General features: G+C 43.7%; 30 protein-coding genes, 1 pseudogene and 1 other annotated feature. Of the genes and pseudogenes, 26 read left to right on the top strand and 5 right to left on the bottom strand.

What is annotated here, in order from left to right:
* Positions 1-193: 193 nt before the first annotated feature.
* Both CHH58_RS06110 and CHH58_RS06105 read left to right on the top strand, forming a co-directional pair.
* Positions 194-994 carry a sensor histidine kinase gene (locus CHH58_RS06110; RefSeq protein ID WP_249275051.1) on the top strand — a complete coding sequence of 267 codons (801 nt, stop codon included), beginning with the start codon at positions 194-196 and terminating at the stop codon, positions 992-994.
* Between the two features lie 13 nt (positions 995-1,007).
* Positions 1,008-1,640, top strand: coding sequence for a response regulator (locus CHH58_RS06105; RefSeq protein WP_095262188.1), 633 nt, complete (start codon positions 1,008-1,010; stop codon positions 1,638-1,640).
* Positions 1,641-1,806: 166 nt separating this feature from the next.
* Here the strand turns inward: CHH58_RS06105 and CHH58_RS06100 are convergent, their stop codons facing one another.
* From CHH58_RS06100 to CHH58_RS06080, 5 genes are all read right to left on the bottom strand, one after another.
* Positions 1,807-2,076: a phospholipase gene (locus CHH58_RS06100; RefSeq protein ID WP_095232901.1), complete on the bottom strand. Its 270-nt coding sequence runs from the start codon at positions 2,074-2,076 to the stop codon at positions 1,807-1,809.
* A gap of 301 nt (positions 2,077-2,377) precedes the next feature.
* Positions 2,378-3,169 carry an ABC transporter ATP-binding protein gene (locus tag CHH58_RS06095; protein ID WP_095262187.1) on the bottom strand — a complete coding sequence of 264 codons (792 nt, stop codon included), beginning with the start codon at positions 3,167-3,169 and terminating at the stop codon, positions 2,378-2,380.
* A 119-nt stretch (positions 3,170-3,288) separates the two neighbouring features.
* Positions 3,289-3,801, bottom strand: a complete 513-nt coding sequence (locus CHH58_RS06090) for a 2'-5' RNA ligase family protein (RefSeq protein WP_095262186.1) — start codon at positions 3,799-3,801, stop codon at positions 3,289-3,291.
* Positions 3,789-4,652 carry an ATP-grasp domain-containing protein gene (locus tag CHH58_RS06085; RefSeq protein ID WP_095262185.1) on the bottom strand — a complete coding sequence of 288 codons (864 nt, stop codon included), beginning with the start codon at positions 4,650-4,652 and terminating at the stop codon, positions 3,789-3,791. The genes CHH58_RS06090 and CHH58_RS06085 overlap by 13 nt, the downstream gene beginning before the upstream one ends.
* Positions 4,649-5,542: an ATP-grasp domain-containing protein gene (locus CHH58_RS06080; RefSeq protein ID WP_095262184.1), complete on the bottom strand. Its 894-nt coding sequence runs from the start codon at positions 5,540-5,542 to the stop codon at positions 4,649-4,651. Before CHH58_RS06080 ends, CHH58_RS06085 begins: the two co-directional genes overlap by 4 nt.
* A 113-nt stretch (positions 5,543-5,655) precedes the next feature.
* On the opposite strand from CHH58_RS06080, the gene CHH58_RS06075 reads away from it, so the two are divergent.
* The 24 genes and pseudogenes from CHH58_RS06075 to safA all read left to right on the top strand — a co-directional run.
* Positions 5,656-6,891, top strand: coding sequence for a bifunctional folylpolyglutamate synthase/dihydrofolate synthase (locus CHH58_RS06075; protein ID WP_095262183.1), 1,236 nt, complete (start codon positions 5,656-5,658; stop codon positions 6,889-6,891).
* A gap of 53 nt (positions 6,892-6,944) precedes the next feature.
* Positions 6,945-8,684, top strand: coding sequence for a sensor domain-containing diguanylate cyclase (locus CHH58_RS06070; protein ID WP_095262182.1), 1,740 nt, complete (start codon positions 6,945-6,947; stop codon positions 8,682-8,684).
* A gap of 106 nt (positions 8,685-8,790) precedes the next feature.
* Positions 8,791-9,318: a YceI family protein gene (locus CHH58_RS06065; RefSeq protein ID WP_095226739.1), complete on the top strand. Its 528-nt coding sequence runs from the start codon at positions 8,791-8,793 to the stop codon at positions 9,316-9,318.
* 278 nt (positions 9,319-9,596) lie between these two features.
* A complete protein-coding gene (locus CHH58_RS06060) occupies positions 9,597-10,355 on the top strand; it encodes a prepilin peptidase (RefSeq protein WP_095260739.1) in 759 nt (252 codons plus the stop codon).
* A gap of 228 nt (positions 10,356-10,583) precedes the next feature.
* Positions 10,584-11,411: an SPOR domain-containing protein gene (locus tag CHH58_RS06055; protein ID WP_095232894.1), complete on the top strand. Its 828-nt coding sequence runs from the start codon at positions 10,584-10,586 to the stop codon at positions 11,409-11,411.
* Positions 11,412-11,576: 165 nt separating this feature from the next.
* Positions 11,577-12,251: a RadC family protein gene (gene radC / locus CHH58_RS06050; protein WP_038565854.1), complete on the top strand. Its 675-nt coding sequence runs from the start codon at positions 11,577-11,579 to the stop codon at positions 12,249-12,251.
* 246 nt (positions 12,252-12,497) lie between these two features.
* Positions 12,498-13,538, top strand: coding sequence for a rod shape-determining protein (locus tag CHH58_RS06045; protein WP_095226811.1), 1,041 nt, complete (start codon positions 12,498-12,500; stop codon positions 13,536-13,538).
* A 12-nt stretch (positions 13,539-13,550) separates the two neighbouring features.
* Positions 13,551-14,447, top strand: a complete 897-nt coding sequence (gene mreC / locus CHH58_RS06040) for a rod shape-determining protein MreC (RefSeq protein ID WP_095226812.1) — start codon at positions 13,551-13,553, stop codon at positions 14,445-14,447.
* The gene (mreD, locus tag CHH58_RS06035; RefSeq protein ID WP_095226813.1) at positions 14,447-14,986 is read left to right on the top strand and encodes a rod shape-determining protein MreD; all 540 of its coding nucleotides are present in this window, start codon (positions 14,447-14,449) and stop codon (positions 14,984-14,986) included. The genes mreC and mreD overlap by 1 nt, the downstream gene beginning before the upstream one ends.
* Positions 14,987-15,021: 35 nt before the next feature.
* Positions 15,022-15,708, top strand: coding sequence for a septum site-determining protein MinC (gene minC / locus CHH58_RS06030; RefSeq protein ID WP_095226814.1), 687 nt, complete (start codon positions 15,022-15,024; stop codon positions 15,706-15,708).
* Entirely contained in the window at positions 15,701-16,498 is a 798-nt protein-coding gene (gene minD, locus CHH58_RS06025) for a septum site-determining protein MinD (protein WP_095260737.1), read from the top strand. The genes minC and minD overlap by 8 nt, the downstream gene beginning before the upstream one ends.
* 75 nt (positions 16,499-16,573) lie before the next feature.
* Complete coding sequence (locus CHH58_RS06020; protein WP_095262181.1) at positions 16,574-17,179, top strand: trimeric intracellular cation channel family protein; 606 nt, start codon at positions 16,574-16,576, stop codon at positions 17,177-17,179.
* A gap of 156 nt (positions 17,180-17,335) precedes the next feature.
* Positions 17,336-18,084, top strand: a pseudogene (locus CHH58_RS06015) (class I SAM-dependent methyltransferase).
* A gap of 99 nt (positions 18,085-18,183) precedes the next feature.
* A complete protein-coding gene (locus tag CHH58_RS06010; RefSeq protein WP_095262180.1) occupies positions 18,184-18,948 on the top strand; it encodes a M23 family metallopeptidase in 765 nt (254 codons plus the stop codon).
* The gene (locus CHH58_RS06005) at positions 18,935-19,789 is read left to right on the top strand and encodes a M50 family metallopeptidase (RefSeq protein ID WP_095232891.1); all 855 of its coding nucleotides are present in this window, start codon (positions 18,935-18,937) and stop codon (positions 19,787-19,789) included. Before CHH58_RS06010 ends, CHH58_RS06005 begins: the two co-directional genes overlap by 14 nt.
* A gap of 8 nt (positions 19,790-19,797) precedes the next feature.
* Positions 19,798-21,210 (top strand): ribonuclease E/G, encoded by a 1,413-nt coding sequence (locus CHH58_RS06000; RefSeq protein ID WP_095262179.1) that lies wholly within the window; start codon positions 19,798-19,800, stop codon positions 21,208-21,210.
* A 36-nt stretch (positions 21,211-21,246) separates the two neighbouring features.
* Positions 21,247-21,315 (top strand) — a sequence feature (ribosomal protein L21 leader region).
* A gap of 11 nt (positions 21,316-21,326) precedes the next feature.
* A complete protein-coding gene (gene rplU, locus CHH58_RS05995; RefSeq protein ID WP_038561656.1) occupies positions 21,327-21,635 on the top strand; it encodes a 50S ribosomal protein L21 in 309 nt (102 codons plus the stop codon).
* Positions 21,636-21,643: 8 nt separating this feature from the next.
* Positions 21,644-21,973, top strand: coding sequence for a ribosomal-processing cysteine protease Prp (locus CHH58_RS05990; protein WP_095226820.1), 330 nt, complete (start codon positions 21,644-21,646; stop codon positions 21,971-21,973).
* Between the two features lie 14 nt (positions 21,974-21,987).
* Positions 21,988-22,278 (top strand): 50S ribosomal protein L27, encoded by a 291-nt coding sequence (gene rpmA, locus CHH58_RS05985; RefSeq protein WP_038561650.1) that lies wholly within the window; start codon positions 21,988-21,990, stop codon positions 22,276-22,278.
* Between the two features lie 129 nt (positions 22,279-22,407).
* Entirely contained in the window at positions 22,408-22,941 is a 534-nt protein-coding gene (locus CHH58_RS05980) for a Spo0B domain-containing protein (protein ID WP_170937539.1), read from the top strand.
* Between the two features lie 9 nt (positions 22,942-22,950).
* Positions 22,951-24,231 (top strand): GTPase ObgE, encoded by a 1,281-nt coding sequence (gene obgE, locus CHH58_RS05975; RefSeq protein WP_095226822.1) that lies wholly within the window; start codon positions 22,951-22,953, stop codon positions 24,229-24,231.
* Between the two features lie 28 nt (positions 24,232-24,259).
* Positions 24,260-24,709 carry an ACT domain-containing protein gene (locus CHH58_RS05970; protein ID WP_038561641.1) on the top strand — a complete coding sequence of 150 codons (450 nt, stop codon included), beginning with the start codon at positions 24,260-24,262 and terminating at the stop codon, positions 24,707-24,709.
* Between the two features lie 18 nt (positions 24,710-24,727).
* A complete protein-coding gene (gene pheA, locus CHH58_RS05965; protein WP_095226823.1) occupies positions 24,728-25,591 on the top strand; it encodes a prephenate dehydratase in 864 nt (287 codons plus the stop codon).
* Positions 25,592-25,680: 89 nt separating this feature from the next.
* On the top strand, positions 25,681-26,271 hold a 591-nt coding region (gene safA / locus CHH58_RS18165; RefSeq protein WP_141235087.1), incomplete at its 3' end, for a LysM peptidoglycan-binding domain-containing protein.

Here is a 26,271-nt window from a genome sequence, read left to right as displayed (position 1 = left end):
TTTACGCACATTGTTTCTAAATGCAATTCTACTCCTTGGTATCCTACTGTCTATCTATGTTTTGCTGGAACCTATGTGGCTTAGTGTACAAGCAATTTTCACTTTTTTTCTCCTATATATGCTTCTTCATTTTATTACATCCATTTTTATTGGATTTCAAGATAGTAAAGAAATAAAGGATCGCATGGACTATATGTCTTTATTTATAACAATGGTTGCTAATGGTAATTATCAAGCGAAGATTGTAGACAACAGCAACGATGAGATTGCGCGAATTGGTAAAGATTTAAACGAGCTGACAGATAAGATGCATACGCAGGTAAAATCACTTCAACGATTGGCCGATGAAAAGGTGGAGCTTGCAGAAGGTGCGCATCGAGCAGCTGCAATAGAAGAGCGCCAGCGTCTTGCTAGAGATTTGCATGATGCGGTTAGCCAGCAATTATTCGCGCTTACGATGATGTCAAAAGCCGGCATGAAGTTATTTGATGAAAATTCAGAAGCAGCAAAAGACAAGTTCGCAGAAGTTTCCCAAATTGCACAACAGGCACAGACAGAAATGCGAGCATTACTTTTGCATTTGCGCCCTGTCCATCTTTCTGGTGACACTTTAAGCAGTGGAGTAAGGAAGCTGATTGATGAGTTGAAACAACGTACTGAACTTACCTTTCATATACATATCGAAGAAACAATGGAGTTGTCTAAATCGGTCGAGGAGCATCTGTTCCGAATTATTCAAGAAGCTTTATCGAATACACTACGTCATGCAGAAGCCAGTGAAGTAACAGTTGAATTGTTAACGAGAGGAATGGATGTGGCTGTAACTATCCAGGACAACGGAAAAGGATTTGATAAAACAGCTATGCAGCAGCGAAAAACATCGTTCGGGTTAAAATCCATGCAAGAACGCTGCGAAGAATTAGGAGGCACGTTTATGCTGAGGGCGAGCGTAGGTGTGGGTACACAAATAGGTCTCCGAATACCGACGAAGTGAAGGAGTTGGCACGATGATAAGAATTGCTGTGATAGATGATCATGATATTGTTAGAAAAGGGCTGATAGCCTATTTAGAAACAGAGGACGGATTCGACGTCATCGGCCAAGCGAGCAGCGGCAGGGCAGGTATACAACTAGTTCTAACGGAGAAGCCAGATGTCGTACTCATGGATTTAATCATGGAAGATGGTACGGGGATAGAAGCGACGAAAGAAATCATAACAGAGGGGTCTGCGGCTAAGATTATCATTCTCACAAGCTTCTATGACGATGAACAAGTGTTTCCCGCGTTGGAGGCGGGAGCATTCAGTTATATGCTGAAAACATCAACAGCCGAGCAAATTGCCGAAGCTATTAGGAAAGCAGCAAATGGTGAGACAGTAATGGAAGCAGCTGTTGCCGCGAAAGTCATGAACAGTTTCCGTCAGAAAAAACAGCTCCTGCATGATCAATTGACCGAAAGGGAATTTGAAGTGCTGTGTTGTATCGGCCAGGGAATGACGAACCAGGAAATTGCGGATAAGCTGTACATAGGCATCAAAACAGTTAAGACACATGTGAGTAATACATTGGCGAAACTGCAAGTAAACGATCGCACGCAGGCAGCGGTGTATGTGCATCAGAATAAATTGCTGAAGTATTAACACAATAGCATGCTGACATTTGCTGTAACTTTGGTTTTACATTCGAATTTAGGAGATGGAATATTTAACTTCGATCCCAATGAAAAGAATGCTATATGTTAAATGTAGCATTCTTTTTAATGATTCTGCAGCAGGCCGATTTTTGAACAGGAAGATAGGAATGATCTTACTTTCTATATCTCCTGCATGTTATTGCTGTTTGAAGCTTCATATAGTTATAGATAGTTTGTGCATGTCGTCCTTCTTGTGTACGGGAATTAATCAGAGGACGCAGCCGATTCAAAAAAACTTGGTCGCATTCACATCGGTTACCATGTTTTCTATAGCACATATCATGCTGTTTACACGCAGCATCTACCCTATTTACAGGAGCACCAGGGCCGCTGCAGCCGGGACCGCACCAGTTATATCCCGGGAAAATACAGAAACGCGGCATTATTATTCCTCCTTATAAGAAACTCTATAGTCCAACCTATTCAGATTGCATTCAAATTGTATAAGCGGTTATCATATTTCAACAAATTCTTGGTGCTTTTGCTACTATGTTGACCGTTGATTATGGGAGGAAAGCAGGTTAACTGACATCGATATAGTCATATATCTTTGAAGTACAAATGCTCCTATAAAAAAAAGCCGCTAATCAGCAGCTTTTAGTCGAAAATTATATTGATTATAGTTCATTGCAATAATACAGAGATATTCTTTTAGAAAAGGGGACATATATTTAAAAGTCAGCTTTACTTATTTGTCGCAATTACTCTGGAAAGAAGTGGGCGATTCTGAGTCCACATTACGTTGACTGGTATACCAAAGAACTCTGAGAGCCGCCCACTTGAAATCATGTCAATTGTACTTCCAGAAGCAAAGACTTTCCCATCCTTAAGCAGAAGTGTTTGATCAAAAGTAGGCAATATCTCTTCAATATGATGGGTTACATAAATAATAGTAGGTGCGTCAGGTTTTTTACTGATTCTTTCAATGGATTCCAATAATGATTCACGCGCTAAAAAATCCAATCCGTTAGCAGGTTCATCTAAAACAAGAAGAGGAGGATCTGCCATTAGAGCTCGTGCAATTAAAACACGCTGTTTTTCTCCGAGTGAAAGTGTTTCGTATCGTCTATTTGCGTAAGCGAAACAGCCCAGATCATGCAGCAGCTGTGCAGCTCTTGTTCTCATTTCGTCTGTAGGTGTTTCATAAAGCCCGATGGATGCATAAGCACCGCTAAGTACAACTTCAAAAGCATTATCACCGAAGTCGAACTTTTGTTGAAGCGAAGAGGAAACAAAGCCAATTTGTATTCGCAGTTTTTCGGCAAGATAGGTCTTTCCGAACTCCATACCCAAAACACACATGTTTCCGGTTGTGGGGAAGGTGTAGGCATTCAGTAAACTCAACAGAGATGTTTTGCCAGAGCCATTCAGCCCGAATAATACCCAATTTTGCCCCTTTTCTATTTTCCAATCAAGATCCTGCAATATCCAGTTACCGCCTCTTTTTAGTGAAACCTTGTCCAACTCTACTATCAAATCTATTACCTCCTACAGACTGTTAGCTATTATGATAATTAAATCAGAGATATCGTATATTTTCAAAACATTGAGATAATTTAGCGTGTGGCGGAATGCTTAAAGTTGCAAGTTGCCGCCTATAATGAATATACCTGTAATTCTATCACAGCATGTTCAGTAATTTGTATAAGTGCGATTTTAGACAAGGTACCTGAAAAAGGATCCAATCTTTGCTGGGCTAGATGCTGAACAGCTGACTGTTGACCTGGATTTAGATGGTTGGCAATTGTCATATGCGGAATCCAATTTTCCAGCGTATAAATAGAAGATGCAGCTTGCAGGGCATAGATTTCCCGTTGGAATTCTGTTAACATGCTGCTCGGATCTGGAAGCAGCAAAAACGAATTGCTTTTTATAAAACTACCAAATAAAAGGAATCGTAAGGGAAGGGCTTCTGAAAAATTCACTAATCGCTCAAGCTTTTGCAATAAGTCTGGATTAAGTTCAGGAAAGGATGAGAAGGTGAGATGTGGGCGGTGCCCCATACGCCGAAAAGGGTAATCTGTGATAGCTCTTTCCCACAGTTCTTCCCACAACGTCACTAGCTTACTTTCTGTTATTTCATCAAAATAGCCAACTATCGCGTACATCCGGTATCCTCCATACGTTTCTTTATAAACTCCAAATAAAGCCGGACGATATTTACATCGCTTACCTTACTAAGTGTTCTGCTTCCGACAACATCCTCCATTTCATTGAAAAGAAAGTTGCCGTTCTCATCGAATAGAAAGTCGATGCCAACAAAGCCAAAGTCGTAATGATCAATGATACGTTGGATAAGCTTTTGCTCAGCTGTATTCAATGTGTAAAGAGATGCACTTCCACCCAGTGAATAGTTTGCTCTGAAATCCTGGTCACTGCTGCGAAGAACAGCAGCAATTATGTCTTTGCCAATTACAAAAACACGCACATCCTTACCAGGTGTCGTAGCTAACTGCTGCATGAGAACAGACTGATCTGCATATTGCTGCTGTAAAAGCCGATATTGGGCATCATTTTCGACTAGATGTACTTCTTTTCCACCGCGGCCACTGGCTGTTTTCCATACAAAAGGAAAAGCTAGCGGCGGCTGAGGTAGAGGTGCACTTGTCTGAAAATGCATATCAACCATTGGGATATTCAGTTTTGCTATTTCCAGATGTGTTTTGATTTTGTCGTTAGCAAGAGCAGCAATCTCGGCATTATTAAAGCAGGTGATACCCGCTTGCTCTAACTGTGCGGTCAAAAGAGGATCAATTGTCCGCACGATACTAAAGTCCGGGGTCTCCTGTTTTTGTTTAGTATGTACAGATACTTGTCCATTTCGGAGTGTGACATGCAGGTTGTCTGTATAGACTAACTGTAAGTCTATGTTAAGAGAGACACTTTCCTCAAGGAACCAATCGATAAAAGCGGAATTGCGTTCTGCGTCCATTCGATCATAGATCAGCCAGCCTCTCATGAAAGCACCTCTTTAATATAGGAGATGATTGATTCAGTTACGTCCACCCCTGTACAGTCGTAGATTGAGCGAATATGCGCATTGGAATTCACTTCACATACAAGCGGTTCGCCTCCGGGACCGAATAGCAAATCCACTCCTGCAAAATCAGTTCCGACAGCATCAGCAGCTGCAATGGCTAGCTTGGACTCTTTTTCGGTTGGCGTATACTGCTGCATGCTGCCTCCGCGTGACACATTTGCTCTAAAATCTGTGTCAGAGGTACGGATCATAGAAGCTACAATCTTGCCGCCGACGATATTGATTCGTATATCTCTGCCATGACTTGTTTGGATATATTCCTGCAGGACGAATGGATTCGTTCCTATCTCGCTAATCTTCTGGTGTAATGCCTCTTTATTATGAACCAGATATACTTGTTCTCCGAATGAACCAAAAGCTTCCTTGACGATCATCGGAAATCCAAGTTCTGTAATGGCAGGCTCAAAAGAATCCAGTTGAATCAGCGTTGTACCAGGGAATATCTTCGGTGCGATGATCGTCTTTGGAATTCTTATGCCTGATGCAGCTAATGCTTGGTACATAAGGATCTTATTGTCGCATACTGCGATCGATTTGCTGGAATTATAAAGGGGAATTCTCATTGCTTCGAGCTGCTGGGCAAGCGGAATATCCTTGTCGCTGAAAACGACAAAGTCCGGCAGTTGCTGTTCTTCCTTTAGCAGACTATTGTCTGTTCCGACCATACCAAGCAACGCGTTATTTTTTATGATTTTCATAGTAATGTCATGGGCTGTGGCAGCACGCTGTATCCATTCAGCGAAATCAAGAAATTTCTTACCGCCAAGATGGCCATTATAAATGACCCAGCCAAGTTTTGGTGTAGCCATAACTGTAATTCCTTTCTTTAGGTGACTGCCCAACAAATGAAGAAATTATTTCTATAGTGGCAGCACAAACTAGTTTGATATAATAGTCAATTATACATGGAAGGAGATGCTTTATGTTTGCAAACCTAGCACAAGCGGAAGCTTTTTTAACCAGCCGCAGACATCTTGGCATCAAGCCGGGACTGCATCGGGTGCAGCAGCTGCTGCAAGCATGTGGCAATCCCGAAAGTCGAATGAAAAGTATACATATAGCTGGAACGAATGGCAAAGGATCGACGTCGACATATCTTGCCAAAGCATTAACATATAACGGATATAAAGCAGGCAGTTTTATTTCCCCGACTCCAGGCGGATTTCTGGAGAGCATTCAAGTAGATGGCCATTGGATAAGCGAGGAATCATTCGTCGCGGAATGTAATGCACTTCTTTCTCCTATAGAAGAGATGGATCAACAGGACAATCATCCGAGTGAATTCGAAATTCATGTGTGTATCGCTTTTTCCTATCTTGCAAAGCAAGCGGACATTAGCGTGATAGAAGCAGGTATGGGCGGACGCGGTGACGCGACGAATGTCCTGCATGAGCCTTTACTCAGCATTATTACCAATGTTGGGCTCGACCATCAACGTTTCCTCGGGGATACGATTGAAAAGATTGCCGAGGAAAAGGCTGGGATTATCAAAGCTGGAGCCCCAGCGCTTAGTGCAGTGACACAGGACGGAGCAAGAGCAGTCATAGAAAATCAGGCAAAAGCTGCGGCAGTGCCGATAACTTGGATAGAGGTAAAGGATGCTGACCGACTCCAGATAAATCCGCAAATGAAAGGAGCCCATCAACGAGTGAATGCGGCACTTGCCGCACAGGCATGTCATTTGCTGCAGGAGATGGGATTCTCATTAGACATGGATAAAGTGAAAGAAGCGATAAGAGTGGCTCAGCTTCCGGGCCGATTTGAACTTGTGGAAAACACACCCGCAATTATTCTGGATGGCGCTCATAACGCAGAAGGAATAGCTGCTTTCATTGGAACGGTCAAAGAAAATTATCCTGAAGAGAAAATAGAAGTTTTATTCGGTGCTTTTCAGGACAAGCCGTTTGCACAGATGATTCGGCAGCTTCAAGAGATTACTACTGATATTACTTTGACAACTTTCGATCATCCGCGTGCAGCCGATATAGAGTCATTGTCAGAAGCATATACGGCAGTAGAAGTTACAGGAGATTGGCAGGAATGGGTTAAGCAGCTCTATAAAGATTACAAAACAGATACTGTCTATTTCGTAACAGGTTCCCTGCATTTTATCTACCAAGTCAGAAATTATATTGTTCAAAATAGAAAAATGTGGTAATTTAAATTATCTGAATCTTTATGTGCGTGGGCTGATAGGAAGGAAGAAGATAGATGGTGAACAGTAGCAAGAAACAATGGATCTGGGCGGCTTGGGCTATCATTTGGCCGGTTTCTATGATTCTAATCTATCAACAGACAAATTTGGACAATCTAAAATGGCTTGATCTAAGTTCATTTACCGCGCTGGCCATCATTGTCGCGCTATTTCCAATCATGGTGAACCAAATTCCTGTCTTTTTCCTAAACGGTATTACGCTTGTCATTTATTTGAATTTTGGTTTGTTTGTGGAATTGATCATAACGACAATCAGTGTCACAATCGTGCTGCTGCAAGTGCGTATGACGAAACAAGATCTGTTTCGCATACCACTGAATTATTTGATGTTTTTCCTGATGAGTGTCTCTGCAGCAGGAGTATACAGTTTATTTGATCTTCCAGGAAACGCTTCTCAAGCATTGGAAACACCGATGCATATTATTGGAATCCTAGTTTACTCTATGACGCTGTTTATAATGAATCATATCCTGATTACGTTGTCCAGAAGGTATATTTATGGTAAGAGAGATAAGATTTTTGAACGCAGTTTTTTCTGGGAATTCATGACAACCATATATATACTGCCAGCTGCACTGCTGCTGCATCTGCTTTATCACAAGATTGGTGCAGTCGCCGTCGTCTTTATTGGTTTTTCAATTGTAAGTACATCCTTTATATTGCGACTCTATTATAGAAGCCGCAGTATGAATGAACATCTCCGCATCGTAAGTGAGGTGGGGCATGAATTAACTGCCAAATTGAATGTGACAGAAACACTGGATTTATTTATGGAAAGAATTGTATCGCTAGTACCAGCTGATCAGGCTTATCTGTACGATGTAACAGATGGCGAGGAGCTGAAATTGATTCGTCTCTATGACCCAAAAGAGCGTTCTATTTATAAACAAGGTGACCAAAAGAAAAAAGGAGAAGGTGTGGCGGGTTCCGTTTGGAAGAAAGGGGCCGGTGTCCGCTATGGTAAACAAAAACAATGGAAAAGTAATTGGAATTTGACGGAATCCCATAGTGAAAGTCTTATGTGCCTCCCGATTGAACGCAATAATCAAATCGTTGGTATCCTCGTCCTTTTATCTGAACAGCGGAATGTATATGAGAAATATCAATTCATGTTGATCGAATTACTAGCGAACTTCATGGCCGTAAGTCTGCTAAACGCCCAGCATTACGAACAGAAAAAACAGATAAGTGAGCGATGTGCATTAACTGGTTTATATAATTATCGTTACTTTGATGAGGCACTTAAGGGACTATTTCAGGAGGGTGCACTTGAAAATCCTGTGTCATTAATCATGATGGATCTGGATCATTTCAAGCAAGTGAATGACACGTATGGACATGAAGCGGGTAACGATGTGCTGCGAGAAGTGGCTGCAAGATTGAGCCAGGAGATAGAGGATAAGGATGCGGTTCTGGCCCGTTACGGCGGAGAAGAATTCGCAGTTATCCTACCAAATTGCGGTTCTGCTCGAGCTGCCAAAGTAGCTGATACATTATGGCGCAGCATTACTGCACAACCTTTCCAAACGAAAAATACATTAGATTTCGATCAGAACGTCTTATTAAAAATGACAGTCAGTGTCGGGGTCGCATCATATCCGGAGAACAGTGAAGATGAATTGGAATTGGTCCGGCATGCCGACCGTGCGATGTACGTCGGTGCCAAACAGAAAGGCCGGAATCGAGTAAGCATATACCACGAACTGAATCAAAGAACTGAAAACATTCCTATGTAAAAGGAATGTTTTTTTATAAAGTAATGCTTGACGTAACGAAGTGATTAATATATAGTTACTTACGTAAAGTAACTTAATAAAGAAATACCACTGAGGAGGAACAAACATGGCAGTTTTGAAATTAGATAAAGCACACAGCAGTATTTCATTTACGGTAAAACATATGATGGTTTCCAAAGCAAAGGGGAAATTCGAAGACTTCGACGTACAATTCAACGGAGACTTGAATGATTTGAATAGTGCTTCCATCACAGCAACAATTCAAGCAGCTACAATCAACACAGGTAATGCAGACCGTGACGGCCACCTGCAATCCGGAGACTTCTTCGACGCAGCGAACCATCCTGCCATGACATTCAAAAGCAAATCCGTGAAGAAATTATCCGATGATGAATTCGAAATCACTGGAGACTTCACAATTAAAGACGTAACTAACGAAGAAACATTCAAAGTAGAATACAACGGCACTTCCAAAAACCCAATGGACGGCAGCACAATCGCCGGCTTCGAAGTAGAAGGCAAAATCAACCGTGAAGCTTACGGCCTGACTTACAACGCAGCACTTGAAACAGGTGGCGTATTGATCGGGAAAGACGTTAAGTTCACTGCTGACTTTGAGTTTGTAGTGGAATAAGAAAGATATAGGAAAGACCTATCGCTGGGGGATAGGTCTTTTATTTTTGATGTAAATTTCTAGTGATCTATGGCTTTATGCTCACTGTTTCTAGGATTGGTTCAACTTAAGTTGTGTAGTTAATGTAAAAACTGGGTTTAATATAAAAATCCTTAAATAAGATTTGGTACAATTTATTGGAAGTGATAGGCGAACAGCCTAGTAAAATTACTAAAGGAGGTACGGCGATAATAATTAGAAAGTATTTATCGGGTGAATTTCTGTAAAGGAGTGGGTCTGTGTCGATTTTTTTCTTGATTTATTTCGTTGTTCTAGGAGCTTTGTTCGGGTCATTCTACAATGTTGTCGGCATGAGGATACTTGAGGAGAATATGTTCAAGACAGAACGTTCAATTTGTCCGGACTGTAAGCAGCAAATTAAATCGTATGATCTGATTCCAATTATTTCCTATGTAATATTACATGGTAAATGTCGAAACTGTAAACAGCATATTTCGCTTATCTATCCTTTAAATGAGCTTGCTACCGGTTTGCTTTTCGGTTATAGCTTTTATTGGTTCGGAATAGGATGGGATCTCGCATTAGCTCTTCTATTGGTTTCAATCGGTGCAATTTTATTTGTGACGGATATGCGATTTTTACTCATTCCAAATAAAATCCTTCTGTTTTTCCTCCCTCTTTTCATTTTTCTTCGAATTATTACTCCATTGGATCCGTGGTGGGACTCCATAATCGGATCTGTTATTGCGTTTATCCTTCTTTTCCTTGTCATTTTACTGAGCCGTGGTGGAATGGGTGGAGGAGATTTGAAATTATTTGTACTGCTTGGAGGTATACTTGGCTGGGAAGGGATTTTGCTAACTTTTATCCTTGCGTCTGTATTGGGTGCTGTAATTAGTCTTTTCCTTCTTTATATAAAGGTTTTAGAAAGAAACCAAGTAATTCCGTTTGGTCCATATATTTTAGCCGGAGCACTATTCACATTTTTTCATGGTGATACAATTATAAGCTGGTATAGTCAATTAATCTATATATAAATTGAGGGATAAAATAGAACAAATTGACGTGACAAATGCTTCGGAAAATAGCTATATTGCAACGATATCTTTGCGTGTATTTTATAATCCTGCTTCTTAATTGGTAGAAAAGAGTGTTTGATAGGTTCATCCTGTCGAACAATCTTTTTTTGTCTCGACAGCATTTCTCTTACTTCTATTTCTAGCTGTGCTAGAGTTGAGCCAATCAATCATAAAAGAGGTGCCAGGATGGAAGAGAAAAAGGGTTTTTCCGTCAAGATTGGCGGTAAAAAGCAGAAGAAGCAACAGCAGCAGCCAAAAGAAGAGATGATCGGTGAGGGAAGCTACACACTTTATGACGAAGAAGCGGCAGCGACGGTCGAAAAGGATGTTCCGGTGTTGGAACAGCTGAATAAGAAGAAAACAGATAAAAATTCGGCATCTTTGTCTCCTTTTGCGAAGAAACTGGCTGCAGCTGCACTTGGTGCTGCGATTATAGGTGTTGTGCTAGGATTCTTGCTGCTTCGTTATACAGCGGGTATTGAATCTGAGACAAGTGGCGTGGCAGCTCCGGTAGCGACAAAGGAAGCCGCTGCTAACGCTGGAGCTTTTAGTGATTTGACAGCTTATGTTGTGCAGGGTGGAGTCTATAATCAGGAAGATATCGGACAGGATGTTGTACAAAAGTATGCAGATGCTGGTATTCCGGCTGTCTTATGGGAAAAGAACGGTCAATTCTTCCTGCTGACAGGCATGGCAGGATCACAAGAAGAAGCTGATACACTAGGATCCCAGCTTCAAGCGCAGGGCTATGAAAGCTATGTAAAGCAATGGGATCCAGGAGTGGAAGCTGCTAGCAGTGCTTGGCTGGACGAGCTGGCTGTTTTGCTTGCTGCAGGGGATAATCAGGATCCGGCTCTTTGGAAAGCTTGGCAGGAAAAAATCCCAGCGGGAGCAGAGAGCGTTAAAACGGCATCTGATGAAGCAGTAAATGCTATGGAGCAAGGAACGTTCACAGCTAGTATGCTGCTGCCGGTATGGGAGGAAGCTGCTACTCTAGCAGCCGACAGTCAATGAATTTGATTTCTTTGATCTAATTTCTTCATTATCCTACAGAGAGACTTAATAAAATTTCTATTTATCAATTTGAATAGAGCGCCGTCTTCCGATAAGCTTCTCGTAACCTGTCTGCCACACAGGAATCCGAGTCAGAAGGAAGGCGGTTTTTTGTTGCATACTGAAATGGCGATAAAATCGGTGCCGAAAGAAGATCGTCCGCGGGAGAGGTTGCTGGAGCTAGGTCCTGCTCATTTGTCCAATGCGGAATTGTTCGCTATCCTGTTAGGAAGCGGTACAAGGGATGAGTCTGTTACATTACTTGCACAGCGGCTTTTGATGCATTTCGAAGGTTTGCAGCTCCTGCGTGATGCGACCATTGAGGAGCTGACTGCTATTAAAGGAATCGGGACGGCTAAAGGAGTGCTTATTTTGGCTGCAATTGAGCTGGGGCAAAGGCTGTATCGATACAAGCCGGCAGAACGTTATACAATCCGTAGCCCAAAGGATGGGGCAGATTATGTAATGGAAGAAATGCGTAATCTTAGCCAGGAGCATTTTGTCGTCTTATTTCTCAATACGAAGAATCACATCATCCATCGTCAGACGATCTTCATAGGCAGCCTAAATGCCTCCATTGTTCATCCCCGCGAGATCTTCCGCGAAGCTGTCCGTCGTTCCGCTGCTAGCATCATATGTGCACATAATCATCCCTCCGGTGATCCATCACCCTCGCAGGAAGATATTCATGTTACAAAGCGTTTGCTGGAGTGCGGCAAGATGATTGGAATCGAGCTTTTGGATCATCTTGTCATCGGTGATCGAAAGTTTATTTCATTGAAGGAAAAAGGATACCTGTAATTACTATCTATTTTTTTGGTTTTCTCGTATAATTGGAACTAGCTTTGTAGAGAAGCGCCTAGCATGGTACACCTTACTAGCTGGCGCTTCTTCTGATGGTATGCTTTATTACCTTACAACTATGTCTATTGGATTTGATATCTGATATGATAAAGTACAACATAATGAGACAATATATGAAAAGTATGCACTGCTGAATAGCAGCTTTGCTGAAACACGAACGGACTCGGAAAAGGAGAATTAATTGTGGCGAAATTCAGTTTTTCACAAGACCTGGGCATCGACTTGGGCACAGCGAATACATTAGTTTTTGTAAAAGGAAAAGGCGTAGTCGTCCGTGAGCCTTCTGTCGTGGCGACAAATGTAGAAACAGGCCAGGTAGAGGCAGTTGGCGGCGACGCTCGTAATATGATTGGCAGAACACCAGGAAATATCCGTGTTATCCGTCCGATGAAAGATGGTGTCATCGCGGATTACGATACAACAGCTACAATGATGAAGTATTACATCAAGCAAGCACAGCGTAATCGTTCTTCCTTCGCGAAAAAGCCGAACGTAATGGTATGTGTACCCTCTGGTATCACAATGGTTGAGGAACGTGCGGTTATCGATGCAACAAAACAAGCAGGTGCAAAGGATGCTTTCCCAATTGCTGAGCCATTCGCTGCTGCAATCGGTGCAGGACTTCCTGTATGGGAACCAACTGGAAGTATGATCGTTGATATCGGCGGTGGTACAACAGAAGTTGCTATTATCAGCTTAGGTGGTATCGTAACAAGTCAGTCTATCCGCACAGCCGGAGATGATATGGATGAAGCTATCATCCACTATATCCGCAAAACTTACAACCTTATGATCGGTGAACGCTCAGCGGAACAATTGAAGATGGATCTTGGTCATGCTGGAGTACCAGAGCCAGATGAAGAAACAGAAATTCGCGGACGTGATCTGTTGACTGGTCTTCCAAAGACAATCAGTGTGAGCGCAAAGGAAATTTCTGGTGCTTTAGCAGATACAGTCAGCGCGATTGTAGATGCTGTGAAACTTACATTAGAAAAAACACCGCCTGAATTGGCTGCTGATATTATGGACCGCGGTATTGTTCTTTCAGGTGGCGGCGCATTGCTTCGTAACTTGGATAGTGTTATCAGCGAAGAAACAAAAATGCCAGTTTTTGTTGCGGAAAACCCGCTTGACAGTGTAGCTATCGGTACAGGTAAATCACTGGAGTTCATCGAGCATTTCCGTTCACATCCACATGTGTTTTCCAAAGCTATTAAAAATTAAGTTGGGTGAGTTATGAATTTCTTTAAGAAAAAAAGGATGTTCTTATTCCTGATTGCAATCATCATCTTAGTCGGATTAATCGGCTTTTCAACCAGGGATCGGAGCAGCCAAACATTACCAGAACAAATAATTAGTGATACCGTAGGGTTCGTGCAGAATATTTTCTCCAAACCTGCACAATTCACCTCTACGGTAATGACAAATATTAAAGATCTTAAGAACACTTATGAAGAAAATCAGGTGCTTAAATCGAAAGTGGACGATTACAAAGGCTTAATGTCCCGCAATCAGGAACTGGAACACCAGAACGATGAATTGCAGCAGACAATCGACAAGTTTAATCAGTACACTTCGATGGATTACAACCCGATTCCGGCTGATGTAATTGTCCGCAGTCCGGAGGGATGGTTCGATCAGCTGACAATTGATAAAGGATCCGACGACGGCATTGACACGAACATGGCAGTCATGACAGCGAGCGGTTTAGTTGGAAAAGTAGAAGACGTAAGCCGCAGCACGGCATCTGTCCAATTATTAAGTGGGTTTAATGAAACCAACCGCATATCTGCTAAGATTGACGGAGGAGAAAATGAAGACGGAGACGCTCAGGATCCCATATTCGGTTTGATTGAAGGCTATGATGAGAAGGATGGCATGCTGCTATTTACAGGAGTAAAACCAGATTTAGAAGTTAAAAAAGGATCATTAGTTACATCTTCTGGTCTTGGTGGAGTATTCCCAGAAGCTCTCTCTATCGGAGAAGTGGACTCGGTCGAACTGGATGAGTATGGTTTATCTCAAACGGTTCACGTTAAACCTACTGCAGACCTCTATGACATCGATAAGGTTTTAGTTATAGATGCTGCTTCTGAAGACGCTTCTTCGAGTAACGGAGATGAGGGTCTGTGATGAAAAAGCTATACTTGCCCCTGATCATACTTTTGATCGTTTGTTTTGAAGGAGTTGCCACCGCCATGCTGCCAGAGCAGTTCGTTGGCGGTGACACTTGGCTGATTCCGCATTGGAGCCTTTTGTTCCTTGTGCTGATTGCTATGCTTTATGATTTGGATAATTCGTATTACAGTCTGTTATACGCACTTATCTTCGGGCTGCTGAAAGATATCGTCTATACAGATATGCTTGGCGTCTATATGTTCACATATGGATTCAGTATCTATTTGATCCTGGAACTGCGCAGAGTGCTGCATGGTAATATTCTTGTAGCTGCATTACTGGGGATGCTGTCGATTGTTTTTGCCGATATGATCGGCTATTTTATCTATCATTTAATTGGCATCACGCCTATTGGATTCGGTACATATCTAGTGCACCGTCTCTTGCCGACGCTTGGCGCCAACCTTATCATGCTTGTAATCTTGTATCTGATTTTCAACAAGCCTCTGCAGAAATGGTCCGATTCGCAGCTTAGAAGAACGACTAGCTTATAGAGAAGAAAATCAGACGACGAACGGAGGTGACCATCTTGATTGGAAACAAACAAATCATCACGATCAAAGGTACCCGTGAAGGGTTATCCTTGCATATGGATGATGCCTGCTCTTTCGAGGATTTGCTGAAGGAATTGGAAGAGAAGCTTGATGCTAATCGTATTGATTCGGCTGATCACCTAGTAGGTGTACATATTCAATTAGGCAACAGGTATTTGTACAAGGAGCAGGAGGATATCCTCTGTAAGATGATTACGAGTAAACAGCGATTACGAATTGAATCCATCCATTCTGATGTCATTACGAAACAAGCGGCAAATGAGTGGAAGGAAGAAGCAGAAGTGAAGGCTGTCAGCCGCGTCGTCCGTTCTGGTCAGGTACTGGAAGTAAAGGGTGACTTACTGCTGCTTGGTGATGTGAATCCCGGGGGCTGTGTGACAGCTACCGGAAATATTTTCGTCATGGGGAATCTGCTTGGGATAGCGCATGCCGGCAAGGATGGCAACGCTGATGCTGTCATCGCTGCTTCATATATGAATCCGACGCAGCTTCGAATAGCGGATTATATCAGCCGCGCTCCCGATCATGAGACAGATGGTGTTTATATGGAATGCGGACATATCGATGATGAACAGGAAAAGATTATCATTGACCGTTTGCAGGCAGTGATTCGCAAACGTCCGGGCATCAGCAGTTTCGAGAGGAGAATGTTAAATGGGTGAAGCAATCGTTATTACATCCGGTAAGGGAGGAGTAGGAAAGACTACAACTTCTGCCAATCTGGGAACAGCGCTTGCACTGATGGAGAAAAAAGTATGTTTGATTGATACGGATATCGGTCTACGGAACCTGGATGTTGTGATGGGTCTTGAAAATAGAATCATCTATGACATTATCGATGTAATTGTCGGCAGATGCGCGCTGAAGCAGGCGTTGATCAAAGACAAGCGTTTCGATCATCTTTACTTACTGCCAGCTGCCCAAACAAGCGATAAAACGGACTTGACACCCGATGGGATGGAGAAAATCGTAGCCGAGCTGAAGCCGGAATTCGATTACATCATCATTGATTGTCCGGCCGGTATCGAGCAGGGCTATAAAAATGCTGTAGCAGGAGCGGATAAAGCGATTGTCGTCACCACACCGGAAAAACCGAGTGTACGTGATGCGGACCGCATTATCGGCTTGCTGGAGCAGGAGGATATCGAACCTCCAAAACTAATCGTCAACCGTATCCGTAACCATATGGTGCAAGAAGGCGACATGCTGGAAGTCGATGAAATTGTCCAAGTGCTGTCGATCGATTTGCTCGGTATTGTTGCAGACGACGACGAAGTCATCAAAGCTTCCAATCACGGGGAGCCAGTTGCTTTTCATCCGAATACGAAAGCGAGTATTGCCTATCGTAATATCGCACGACGTATTCTTGGTGAATCAGTACCGCTTATGAGCTTTGAGAGTGATAAAGGTATGTTCAGCCGTTTGAAAAAACTTTTTTCCAAAAGTAAATGAACTTATGGTAAACTCGTAGCTCTGGAAAGAGTTGCGAGTTTTTTATGTCCATTATAAACAAGGGGAATGTACAACATGACATGGGATATTTTCAGTATTATTGGTACTGCGGCATTCGCGATCAGTGGTGCCCTCGTCGCCATGGACGAGAAGTATGATGTGTTCGGCGTTTATATATTAGGTTTTGTGACTGCATTTGGAGGAGGGGCGATTCGTAATTTATTAATCGGATTGCCGGTCTCTTATTTATGGTCTCAAACGACTTTATTCTATATATCACTTATTTCCATTACTATCATCTTGATTTTTCCAAAGCTGATGACTTATTCATGGAAAAAGGCTGGTTTGTATGCGGATGCAATCGGTTTGGCTGCATTCGCCATACAAGGAGCGCTGCATGCCGCCAGTCTGGATCATAGCATGCTTGCAATAATGGTTGCTGCATTCCTTACGGGAAGCGGAGGAGGCATACTTCGGGATGTGCTGGCTGGCAGGAAACCGTATGTGTTCAAGGCTGAGATATACGGAACTTGGGCAGCTTTGGCGGGACTTGTCATTGGGCTTGGAGCTTCTGATCATCCTATCTTGCTTTATGTTTTGTTTGCAGCCATCATTTCCCTGCGTATTTTTTCCTTCCATCAGAAATGGCAGCTGCCGGTACCAAAAATGCACTATCAATGAAGATCAGCAAATAGCTGATCTTTTTTTGTTATAATAAGGAAAAAAGGAGAATGGTTATGAACAAGGAGCATCATCCATAACAACGGGACGAGTACAACATACGCTCTCCTCCCGCTTTACTTGAACTCTAACTAACAAGTAAAAGGAGGAAAAACGATGAATCTATTCGATCAGTTATTAGAAGACAGCAACAAAGCCTTTACAGGATGGGACTTTTCTTTTATAGAGGATACTGGCAGGTACAATCTGAACTTTTGCCCTGGTCATATGGCAGTAAAGCGCGGAAATATCTTTTCGGAGCAAAAAGTATGCTTGATATGGGAACGGGCGGCGGGGAATTTTTGTCTAAGCTGCTGCCACTACCAGATTACACTTTGGCGACAGAAAGCTACTTGCCGAATGTGCCAATTGCCAGGGAGAGACTTGCTCCATTAGGAGTAGAAGTCGTCCAAATCAAGGAAGACGATCAATTACCATTCATGGATGAGTCATTTGAAGTTATTCTAAACAAACATGAATCTTACGATGTAACCGAAGTAAGACGAGTGTTGAAACAAAATGCTGTCTTCCTCACTCAGCAAGTAGGAGGAACAGATTGTGTTGAACTCAATCAGCTGTTGGGTGCGTCGCTCAATCCAATGTACCAGAATTGGAATCTCCAGACAGCGGCTGAGGAACTGGAAGGTCAGTTTAACGTGTTAGAGTCGACAGAAGCATTTCCGTCCATGCGTTTCTATGACATTGGAGCGGTTATCTATTATTTGAAGGCAATTCCTTGGCAAGTGCCGCAGTTCACAGCAGATACTTACCGGGAAGCTTTATATGAATTGCATCTTTTTATAGAGAAAAAGGGGTTCTTAGACGTGCGACAGCATCGGTTCCTTTTAGCTGCTAGACCGAAGTGAATTACCGCCTCCTTTACTGGGAGGCTTTTTTCGCTTGTTTTAATAACTCGTCCTCTTTCTTCATAGACTTGTACAAAGAAGGAGAGAGGGGTTCTTATTATGGGCAAGAATCTGCATTCGGTACGGAAAGGGATTGCTGAACGGAAACGTCTGAAAGGGGAACAAATTCAGAAAGGTATGGCCAATACGGTTAGGCCTTTTAATGTAGATGAAGAAGAATCTCATGGGTTTCCGCCGCATCCAAAATATGAACCGCCTAGTTCGCAGGAAAATTCGAAGTTTGCTTCACGGTTCATGTTCCGGCTGATAGTATCTGCCAGTCTGTTTTTTGGTACAGCCATCTATTTGCAAGCTGACCATCCAATTATCGAAAAGACGAAGGGAACTGTACTGACAGCATTGACGGAGGAGTTTCCCTTTGCTACCGTGAATAGCTGGTACCAGGAGCGATTCGGCGATCCGGTGGCACTGAGCCCTGGTGGAGATAGTGCGGATACAGCAGAAGCTCAGGCGATGCCGGTAAATGGAACAGTAGTACAGCCATTTGAGGAATCAAAAGAAGGTATTTTGATTGAATCAGCGCAGCAATCAGATGTGGTAGCGGTAGACGAAGGAATTGTCATTTTCGCAGGCAATGATCAGGAAACGGGGAAGACTATCATTCTGCAGCACGCAGATAAGAGCAAGAGCATTTATGGTCACCTGCATGCTATTGAGGTAAACCAATACCAGCGGATCGGAGCCAATGAAAAGATTGGTGAATTTGTACCGAATGCAGAAAATGCCCAGTCTGTCTATTTCGCCTTGCAGCAGGGGAGCAAGTATTTGAACCCAATCCAGGAGGCGCCAGTTGACGCGCCTTAATTGGCTCCCGCCTATTCACTTACATCCGGTATTCTGGGGGTTTCTGCTGCTTGCTGTATTGACCGGGATGCTCATGGAAGTACTTATCTTATTCATCATTGTACTGCTGCATGAAATGGGGCATTATTTGGCGGCGCGCCATTTTCGCTGGCGTATCCGCCGTATCATGCTATGGGTTTTCGGTGGCGTAATGGAAACCGATGAACAGGGAAATCGACGAGCTCTGGAAGAAGCGATCGTCATCTTGTCAGGACCAGCCGTCCACCTTATTATATTTGTGGCTCTATACGGCCTTTCTGCCACGTCCACACCGGAAGCAGTGCTGGAGACAGCTTATATGTATAATATGACCATTCTTCTTTTTAACCTGCTGCCTATCTGGCCGCTTGATGGCGGAAAACTAATTGGATTATTACTTTCCTTGCAGCTGCCTTACCGGAAGGCTCATACAATTCTTATCATTGTCAGCTGGATAATCGGGGCAGCTGTTCTTCTGTATGTGTGTATAGCCATGCCTTTTACATTAAGTACAGTCAGCCTTCTCTGTTTTCTATTGTGGGAAAATCGGCTAGAATGGAAACGACGCTATTATGTGTTTCTGCGGTTCCTGCTGCAACGTGCTACATACGGAACGAATGCTGGAATCAGCACTCCGATTTTCGCTACATCGGAAACGGCTCTTCTGGACGTACTGTCCCAATACAGGAGAAACAGGCGGCATATAATTGTAGTGAAGGGGAAAAATGCATTATTGGACGAACAGCAATGCAGTGATATGTACTTTAAGCAGAAACAGGCACATTGTACAGTAGCGGATATTCTGCAACAAAACAGACAGTGAGGAAAGCAATGCTATCATTATATATGTTTTTCAGAGGAACAGAAAAAGTAGCTCTAACAGTGAAGCGTGGGCAAGTGCAGGAAGTGTTCTTGGACCGCCCTGGAATGGATTCGAAAGTGGGAAGCATCTTTAAAGGTATCGTTCGACATGTGGATCATGGTTTGCAGGCGGCCTTCGTCGATTTTGGAGACGAGCGGCAAGGATTTTTGCAGCGTGAAGAAGTTCCGGCGTGCAAACAAGATCAATCTCTCCGTATCGAGCAGGCGATCCAGGAAGGGCAGACACTCTTCGTTCAAGTCCAAAAAGACGCTTATGGTACAAAAGGGGCGAAGCTTTCCGCTATTATCACTATTCCAGGTAATGCTCTCGTTTATTTGCCGAATGGGAACTATGTAGCTGTCTCTAGGAAATTGCCGGAAGAAAGAGCAGCGAAATGGAAAGAGCAGATGACGGACCTGCTAACCCCAGGAGAGGGAGTCATTGTACGTACGGAAGCGGATAAATTACCAGAAGAAGTACTATTAGAAGAATTGGAGCGGCTTCGAGGAAAGTGGCACACTTTATCAGTAAAGAATGCTGCCCCACCTGCGGTTATCTACCAGGATGCCCTTATCCCGGATCAGCTGCTCCGACGCTTGCCTGCAGGACATTTAGATGAAATCGTGGTGGATGATGGATTTGAAGCGGGACAGATTCGCCAGCAGTTTCCAGAGCTTGGCGAGAAGGTCAGGTGGGAACGAGGGGCAGAAACACTTCTGCCTCAGCCGCTGTCTGCGATTTGGGAGCAGCTAGTTGCGCCGGTTACGAACATTGACAGAGGGATCACCTTGCATATCGATCAAACAGAAGCGTTGACGGTGATTGATGTGAACAGTGGCGGCTACACAGGGCATTCCGATAAGAACCAGACAGCTGTTATGGTCAATCAGCTGGCTGCAAAGGCAATTGCCCGGGAAATTCGATTTCGCAATTTGTCCGGAATCATACTGATTGATTTTGTGTCCATGAAACGGTCGGATCAGCAGCGCGCTGTTCTGCAAACTTTCCGCCAAGCACTTCAGCAGGATACGCAGCGGACAGAAGTCTATGGATTCACGAAGCTTGGACTTTTGGAAATGTCGCGGAAACGGGAACGACCGTCTTTGATGGAGCAGCTGCAAGCGCCGATTCACAAGAATCTTTCCTTTGAGACGAGATGCTTTCAGCTGGAGCGAGAAATCATCAGTCTGTCACCAGAAAAAACATATATACTCTCTGGTAAAATGGAACACATCAAGCATTTTCTTAAGCTGACAGGCTGCAATTCTGCCAATGCAGCCGTATTTGTAAAATTCCAGGATACAAATGAGATCAAGCTGAGGGAGACAGATACGGAAACTGTAAGAAGAGATGGGTTAGATAGTCTTGACAATCTTTTTTGATGTATGATAACATCAGTATGTTACACGAGGTTAGCACCCGTGCTACAACCGCGCAGATCAGGTTACAAGCCTAGTGCGCCTGTGATGGCGAGTCTGAGTTTAAGAGGAGGTGCGTTATGTACGCAATTATTGAAACTGGTGGAAAACAAGTTAAAGTAACAGAAGGACAAACTATCTACGTTGAGAAATTGGACGGAGAGAACGGTGCAGAAGTTACTTTTGACAAAGTATTGGTAGTTGGTGGCGACGATGTTAAAATCGGTGCTCCATTCGTTGAAGGTGCGACGGTTACTGCAACTGTTGAGAAGCAAGGCCGCGCTAAAAAGATCAACGTGATCAAGTTTAAAGCGAAGAAAAACTACAAACGCAAACAAGGCCATCGTCAACCTTACACTAAATTGACAATCGGCAAAATCAACGCGTAAGGCGAACCATGATAACTGTTACAATAAACCGTGTTGAAGAGGATATTCACAGCTTTGAGCTTAGTGGACATGCGGAGAGCGGCCCTTATGGCTATGATCTTGTGTGTGCAGCTGTTTCGGCAGTCAGCTTCGGAGCAGTGAACAGCCTTTTCGTTCTCGGGGAGTTTGAGCCAGAGGTAGAGCAGGGCGGCGACGGTGGGTATCTACGAGTAGTACTTCCCGATCATTTGTCCGAGGAGCAGCTTGATAAAGCTTCTCTTCTGCTTGAAGGTATGCTCGTCTCGCTCCAAACGATTGAACAGGACTATGGGAAGCATATAAGAATCATCGAACAATAAGGAGGTGCACCACTATGCTACGTTTAGATTTGCAGTTTTTCGCATCCAAAAAGGGTGTTGGTAGCTCCAAAAACGGACGTGACTCTGAATCCAAACGCCTAGGCGCAAAACGCGCTGATGGTCAGTTTGTAACTGGCGGATCCATTCTTTACCGTCAACGCGGTACGAAAATCTACCCAGGAACAAACGTTGGAAAAGGAGGAGACGACACATTGTTCTCTAAGATCGACGGTGTTGTTAAATTCGAACGCTATGGCCGTAACCGTAAAAAGGTCAGCGTATATCCGGTAGCTCAAGAAGCTTAATGTTTGTAGAGAGACTCTAGCCTTCGGGTTAGAGTCTTTTTTCTAATCCACATCTATTTGCACCACATATTGTTGAGTATGAAGAAGGAGTTGCCCTCTCAACTGCTTTTTCGTGAAGGAGGAATACAGTTGGAATATCATGAAGTGATAACGCTGTTAGGATTTACACGCCATGAATGGATGAATCGGCTCCAACTCCTACATAGCTATTCCAAATTAGGTAAGGATGAAAAGGTACAGGAAAAAATCGAGGAAGCCATTCACTTGGCAGATGAAGAGCGAAAGCTGTCCAATCTGAACATTCCAGAGACTTTTGTGTGGATTCTTTCTTTCAACTGGACCTACTCTCAATTTCGAATTAAATTCCAAGTGGAAGAGTCTATACCGAAGATTTGGGAATATGACAAGAGAATTCGAGAAAACTTAGAAGCAGTAGTGGATGCATTAACTGAAAGTGCGCAGGAGATGGAATTGTATGAAGGCTTGCTCCATATAAAGACGCGGGAGGAAGAGCCAGTCATAGAAATGTCGTTTGTCGGAACGTTTACGGGCTGGGATAATTTACAGCTGATCGGTCAGAAAGATTATGTCCGAGAAGTGAAAATTGAATCATTGCCAGAGAAGAAATCACGCTGTACTATCGTACTGGCGTGCAATATATGAGGTGAAACCATGTTTGTAGATCAGGTCAAAGTATTTGTAAAAGCAGGCGATGGCGGTAATGGTATAGTTGCTTACCGCAGAGAAAAGTATATTCCACTTGGAGGTCCAGCAGGTGGGGACGGCGGAAATGGCGGAGATGTCATTTTTAAGGTTGACGAAGGTTTAAACACATTAATGGATTTCCGTTATCAGCGCCATTTCAAAGCAAAACGCGGTGAAAATGGTATGAGTAAAGGGCAGCATGGAAAAAATTCAGAGCCGCTTATCTTGCCGGTACCACCAGGCACGATCGTTCGTGACGAAGACACAGGTGAAGTAATTGCGGATTTGACGAAACATGAACAAGAAGCAGTTATAGCGAAAGGTGGCCGCGGCGGTCGTGGAAATTCACGGTTTGCAACACCGCGTAATCCTGCTCCTGACTTTGCTGAAAATGGTGAACCAGGTGTAGAGCGTAATCTTCAGATTGAGCTTAAGTTGATTGCTGATGTCGGCTTAGTCGGCTTCCCAAGTGTAGGTAAATCCACATTCATATCTGTCGTAAGTGCGGCAAAACCGAAAATTGCGGATTACCATTTTACAACGCTTGCTCCTAATTTGGGTGTTGTAGAAACGCAAGATCAGCGCAGCTTCGTATTAGCTGACTTACCAGGATTGATCGAAGGAGCGCATGAAGGGATTGGACTGGGACACCAGTTCCTGCGTCATGTAGAGCGAACTCGTGTCATTGTCCATGTGATTGACATGGCTTCTACTGAAGGCCGTGATCCGTACGATGACTATGTGACGATTAATGAAGAACTCTTGAAATATAATGAGGATCTAACAACCCGTCCGCAAATTATCATTGCCAACAAAATGGATATTCCAGAAGCAGAAGAGAACTTGGTCGTTTTCAAAGAGAAAATACCAGCAGATATTGATGTATTTCCGATTTCTGCCATTACTCGTGATGGTCTTCAGGATGTATTGTACGCTATTGCGGACAAGCTCGATCAGATTCCGAAAAACGAAAAACCGGTTGAGGAACAAACAGAGCGTGTTGTGTATCGTTTTGAAGAATCAGAGAAACAATTTGAAATCACTCGTGATCCGGATGGAGCGTATGTATTGTATGGAGAACCGATCGAGAAGCTGTTTAAGATGACAGATTTCAACCGAGATGAAGCTGCCAGACGCTTCTCCAGACAAATGCGCGCTATGGGCGTAGATGAGGCATTGCGCAAGCGCGGAGCCAAAGACGGCGATATTATCCGTCTATTGGAATTAGAGTTCGAATTTATCGATTGATTCTGTGTGAGCCAAGGTGGGAAATAGCATGGCAGAGAAGGAAGAACAATTTTATCTCGTGCGCAGTGATGTACTGCCGGAATCGATGAAAAAAACATTGCAGGCAAAGGAACTGCTGGAGCGCAAAAAGGTTGCTTCTGTTTTCGATGCAGTGCAGCAGGTTGACCTTTCCCGCAGTGTGTTTTACAAGTATCGGGATGCTGTATTCCCGTTCCGCGCCATGGTGAAGCAGCGGATGATCACTCTTTTCTTCCACTTAGAGGATAGGACTGGTACGCTGTCCGAGCTATTGGCCATCGTAGCAAGATCAGGGGGTAACATCCTGACAATTCATCAGACGATACCCTTGCAAGGAAGAGCCAACGTCACCATATCATTGAATACAGCTGGCATGCATACAGATATCCAGTCGTTGCTGGATGAACTGAGAGCATTAGCATATGTAGATAAAGTAGAGATTTTGAGTTCGGAAGCTTAGGCAAGGGAGCAGAGGAAGATGAAGATCAGTTATCTAGGACCAAAGGGAACATTCACGAAAATGGCTGTAGATGCGTTATTCCCTGGTGAAGAAGCATATAGCTATGCGACAATCCCGCAATGCATGGATGCTGTCACAAATGGGGAAATGGACTATTGTGTCGTTCCAGTCGAAAATACGATTGAAGGTACAGTGCCTATTACGATGGATTATCTGATCCATCAAGCGAAACTGCCGATTGTCGGCGAGATTGTCATTCCGATACGTCAGCATTTACTGACGAAGAATGAGCTGGAGTTAAGTGAGATTAAAGCGGTGTACTCGCATAGTCATGCAATTGCACAATGTCATCAGTTTTTGCATACAAAGCTCCCACGAGCAGTTACCCATGCAACTTCCTCCACTGGTACAGCGGCTGAGATGGTTGCTGATATGGAAGAGCCTGCAGCGGCAATCGGCAATGAACTGGCTGCAAAAGAGTTCGGTCTGACGATCCTGCAAGAAGATATCCATGACTATGCAAATAATCATACGCGCTTCTTCATTTTGGCAGACCCTGCAGCGAAAGTACCTGAAACGATCGTTTCAAGTACTGACAGAAAAACGTCTTTATATGTAACTCTTCCTCGTGATTACGCAGGTGCGCTGCATCAAGTGTTGGCAGCTTTTGCTTGGCGCAATATCAATATGTCGAAAATCGAATCCAGACCGATGAAAACCGGACTAGGGAATTATTTCTTCATTATGGATGTTACGTGTGAAGCGGAGGATATCCTCTTCCAAGGTGTACAACAGGAGCTAACAGCTTTAGGCTGCAGTCTCACGGTACTTGGGAGCTACCCGATTCATCAATATGAGAAAAAAGCCGGCGCGAATTTATAGCGTGCCGGCTTTTTCTATTTCAACCTTTTTGAATCTGCTGCATAAGATGGTGGAGTAGTGCGTGAGTTCATGAAAGGGGAGTTTCAGTTTTGAAGATTCATATTGTACAAAAAGGTGATACGATGTGGAGTATCGCGAGAAAATATGGTGTCAGTTTTGACGAATTGCGGGAATTGAACGGGCATATCCGTGAGCCGGAGCTTGCGGTGCCAGGGATGAAGCTGAAGATACCGTCAACAACAAAAGCAGTAGCAAAGGAAGCGGTTCTGCGCTCTGAAGCTGGAGGAAGCACGCCGCCTGCAAACACAGGACAACAAACACCTGCTCAAACGTTCCATAATACACCGGCCATCCAAGAAGATGACATGTCTGCTACTCCATATCCTATTATGCCGCAGATGCCGCAAATCTCTATGCCAGGTCAAGGGGGAGGCTCCTATCCTAATATGCCGCAACAGCAGGCTTATACGGGAGCACTTCCAATGCAGCCGATTCAACAAATGCATCAAGGTCAGCAGATGCAAGGCTTTCCATCTTATCAGCAGCCCCATCAAGGAGCCTGGCAGCAGCCGCAGCACGGAAGCTGGCTGATACAGCAGCCAGGATATGGCGGCATGCCGATGCATGGGGGCGGGAATATGCCAGGAATGCATCCAGGCCAGATGCAAGGTGACTGGAAC

Origin of the sequence: Terribacillus saccharophilus, from assembly GCF_002272745.1 — a bacterium.
Classification (GTDB): Bacteria; Bacillota; Bacilli; order Bacillales; family Amphibacillaceae; genus Terribacillus; species Terribacillus saccharophilus_B.
This window is presented reverse-complemented; position numbering and strand designations above follow the sequence as displayed.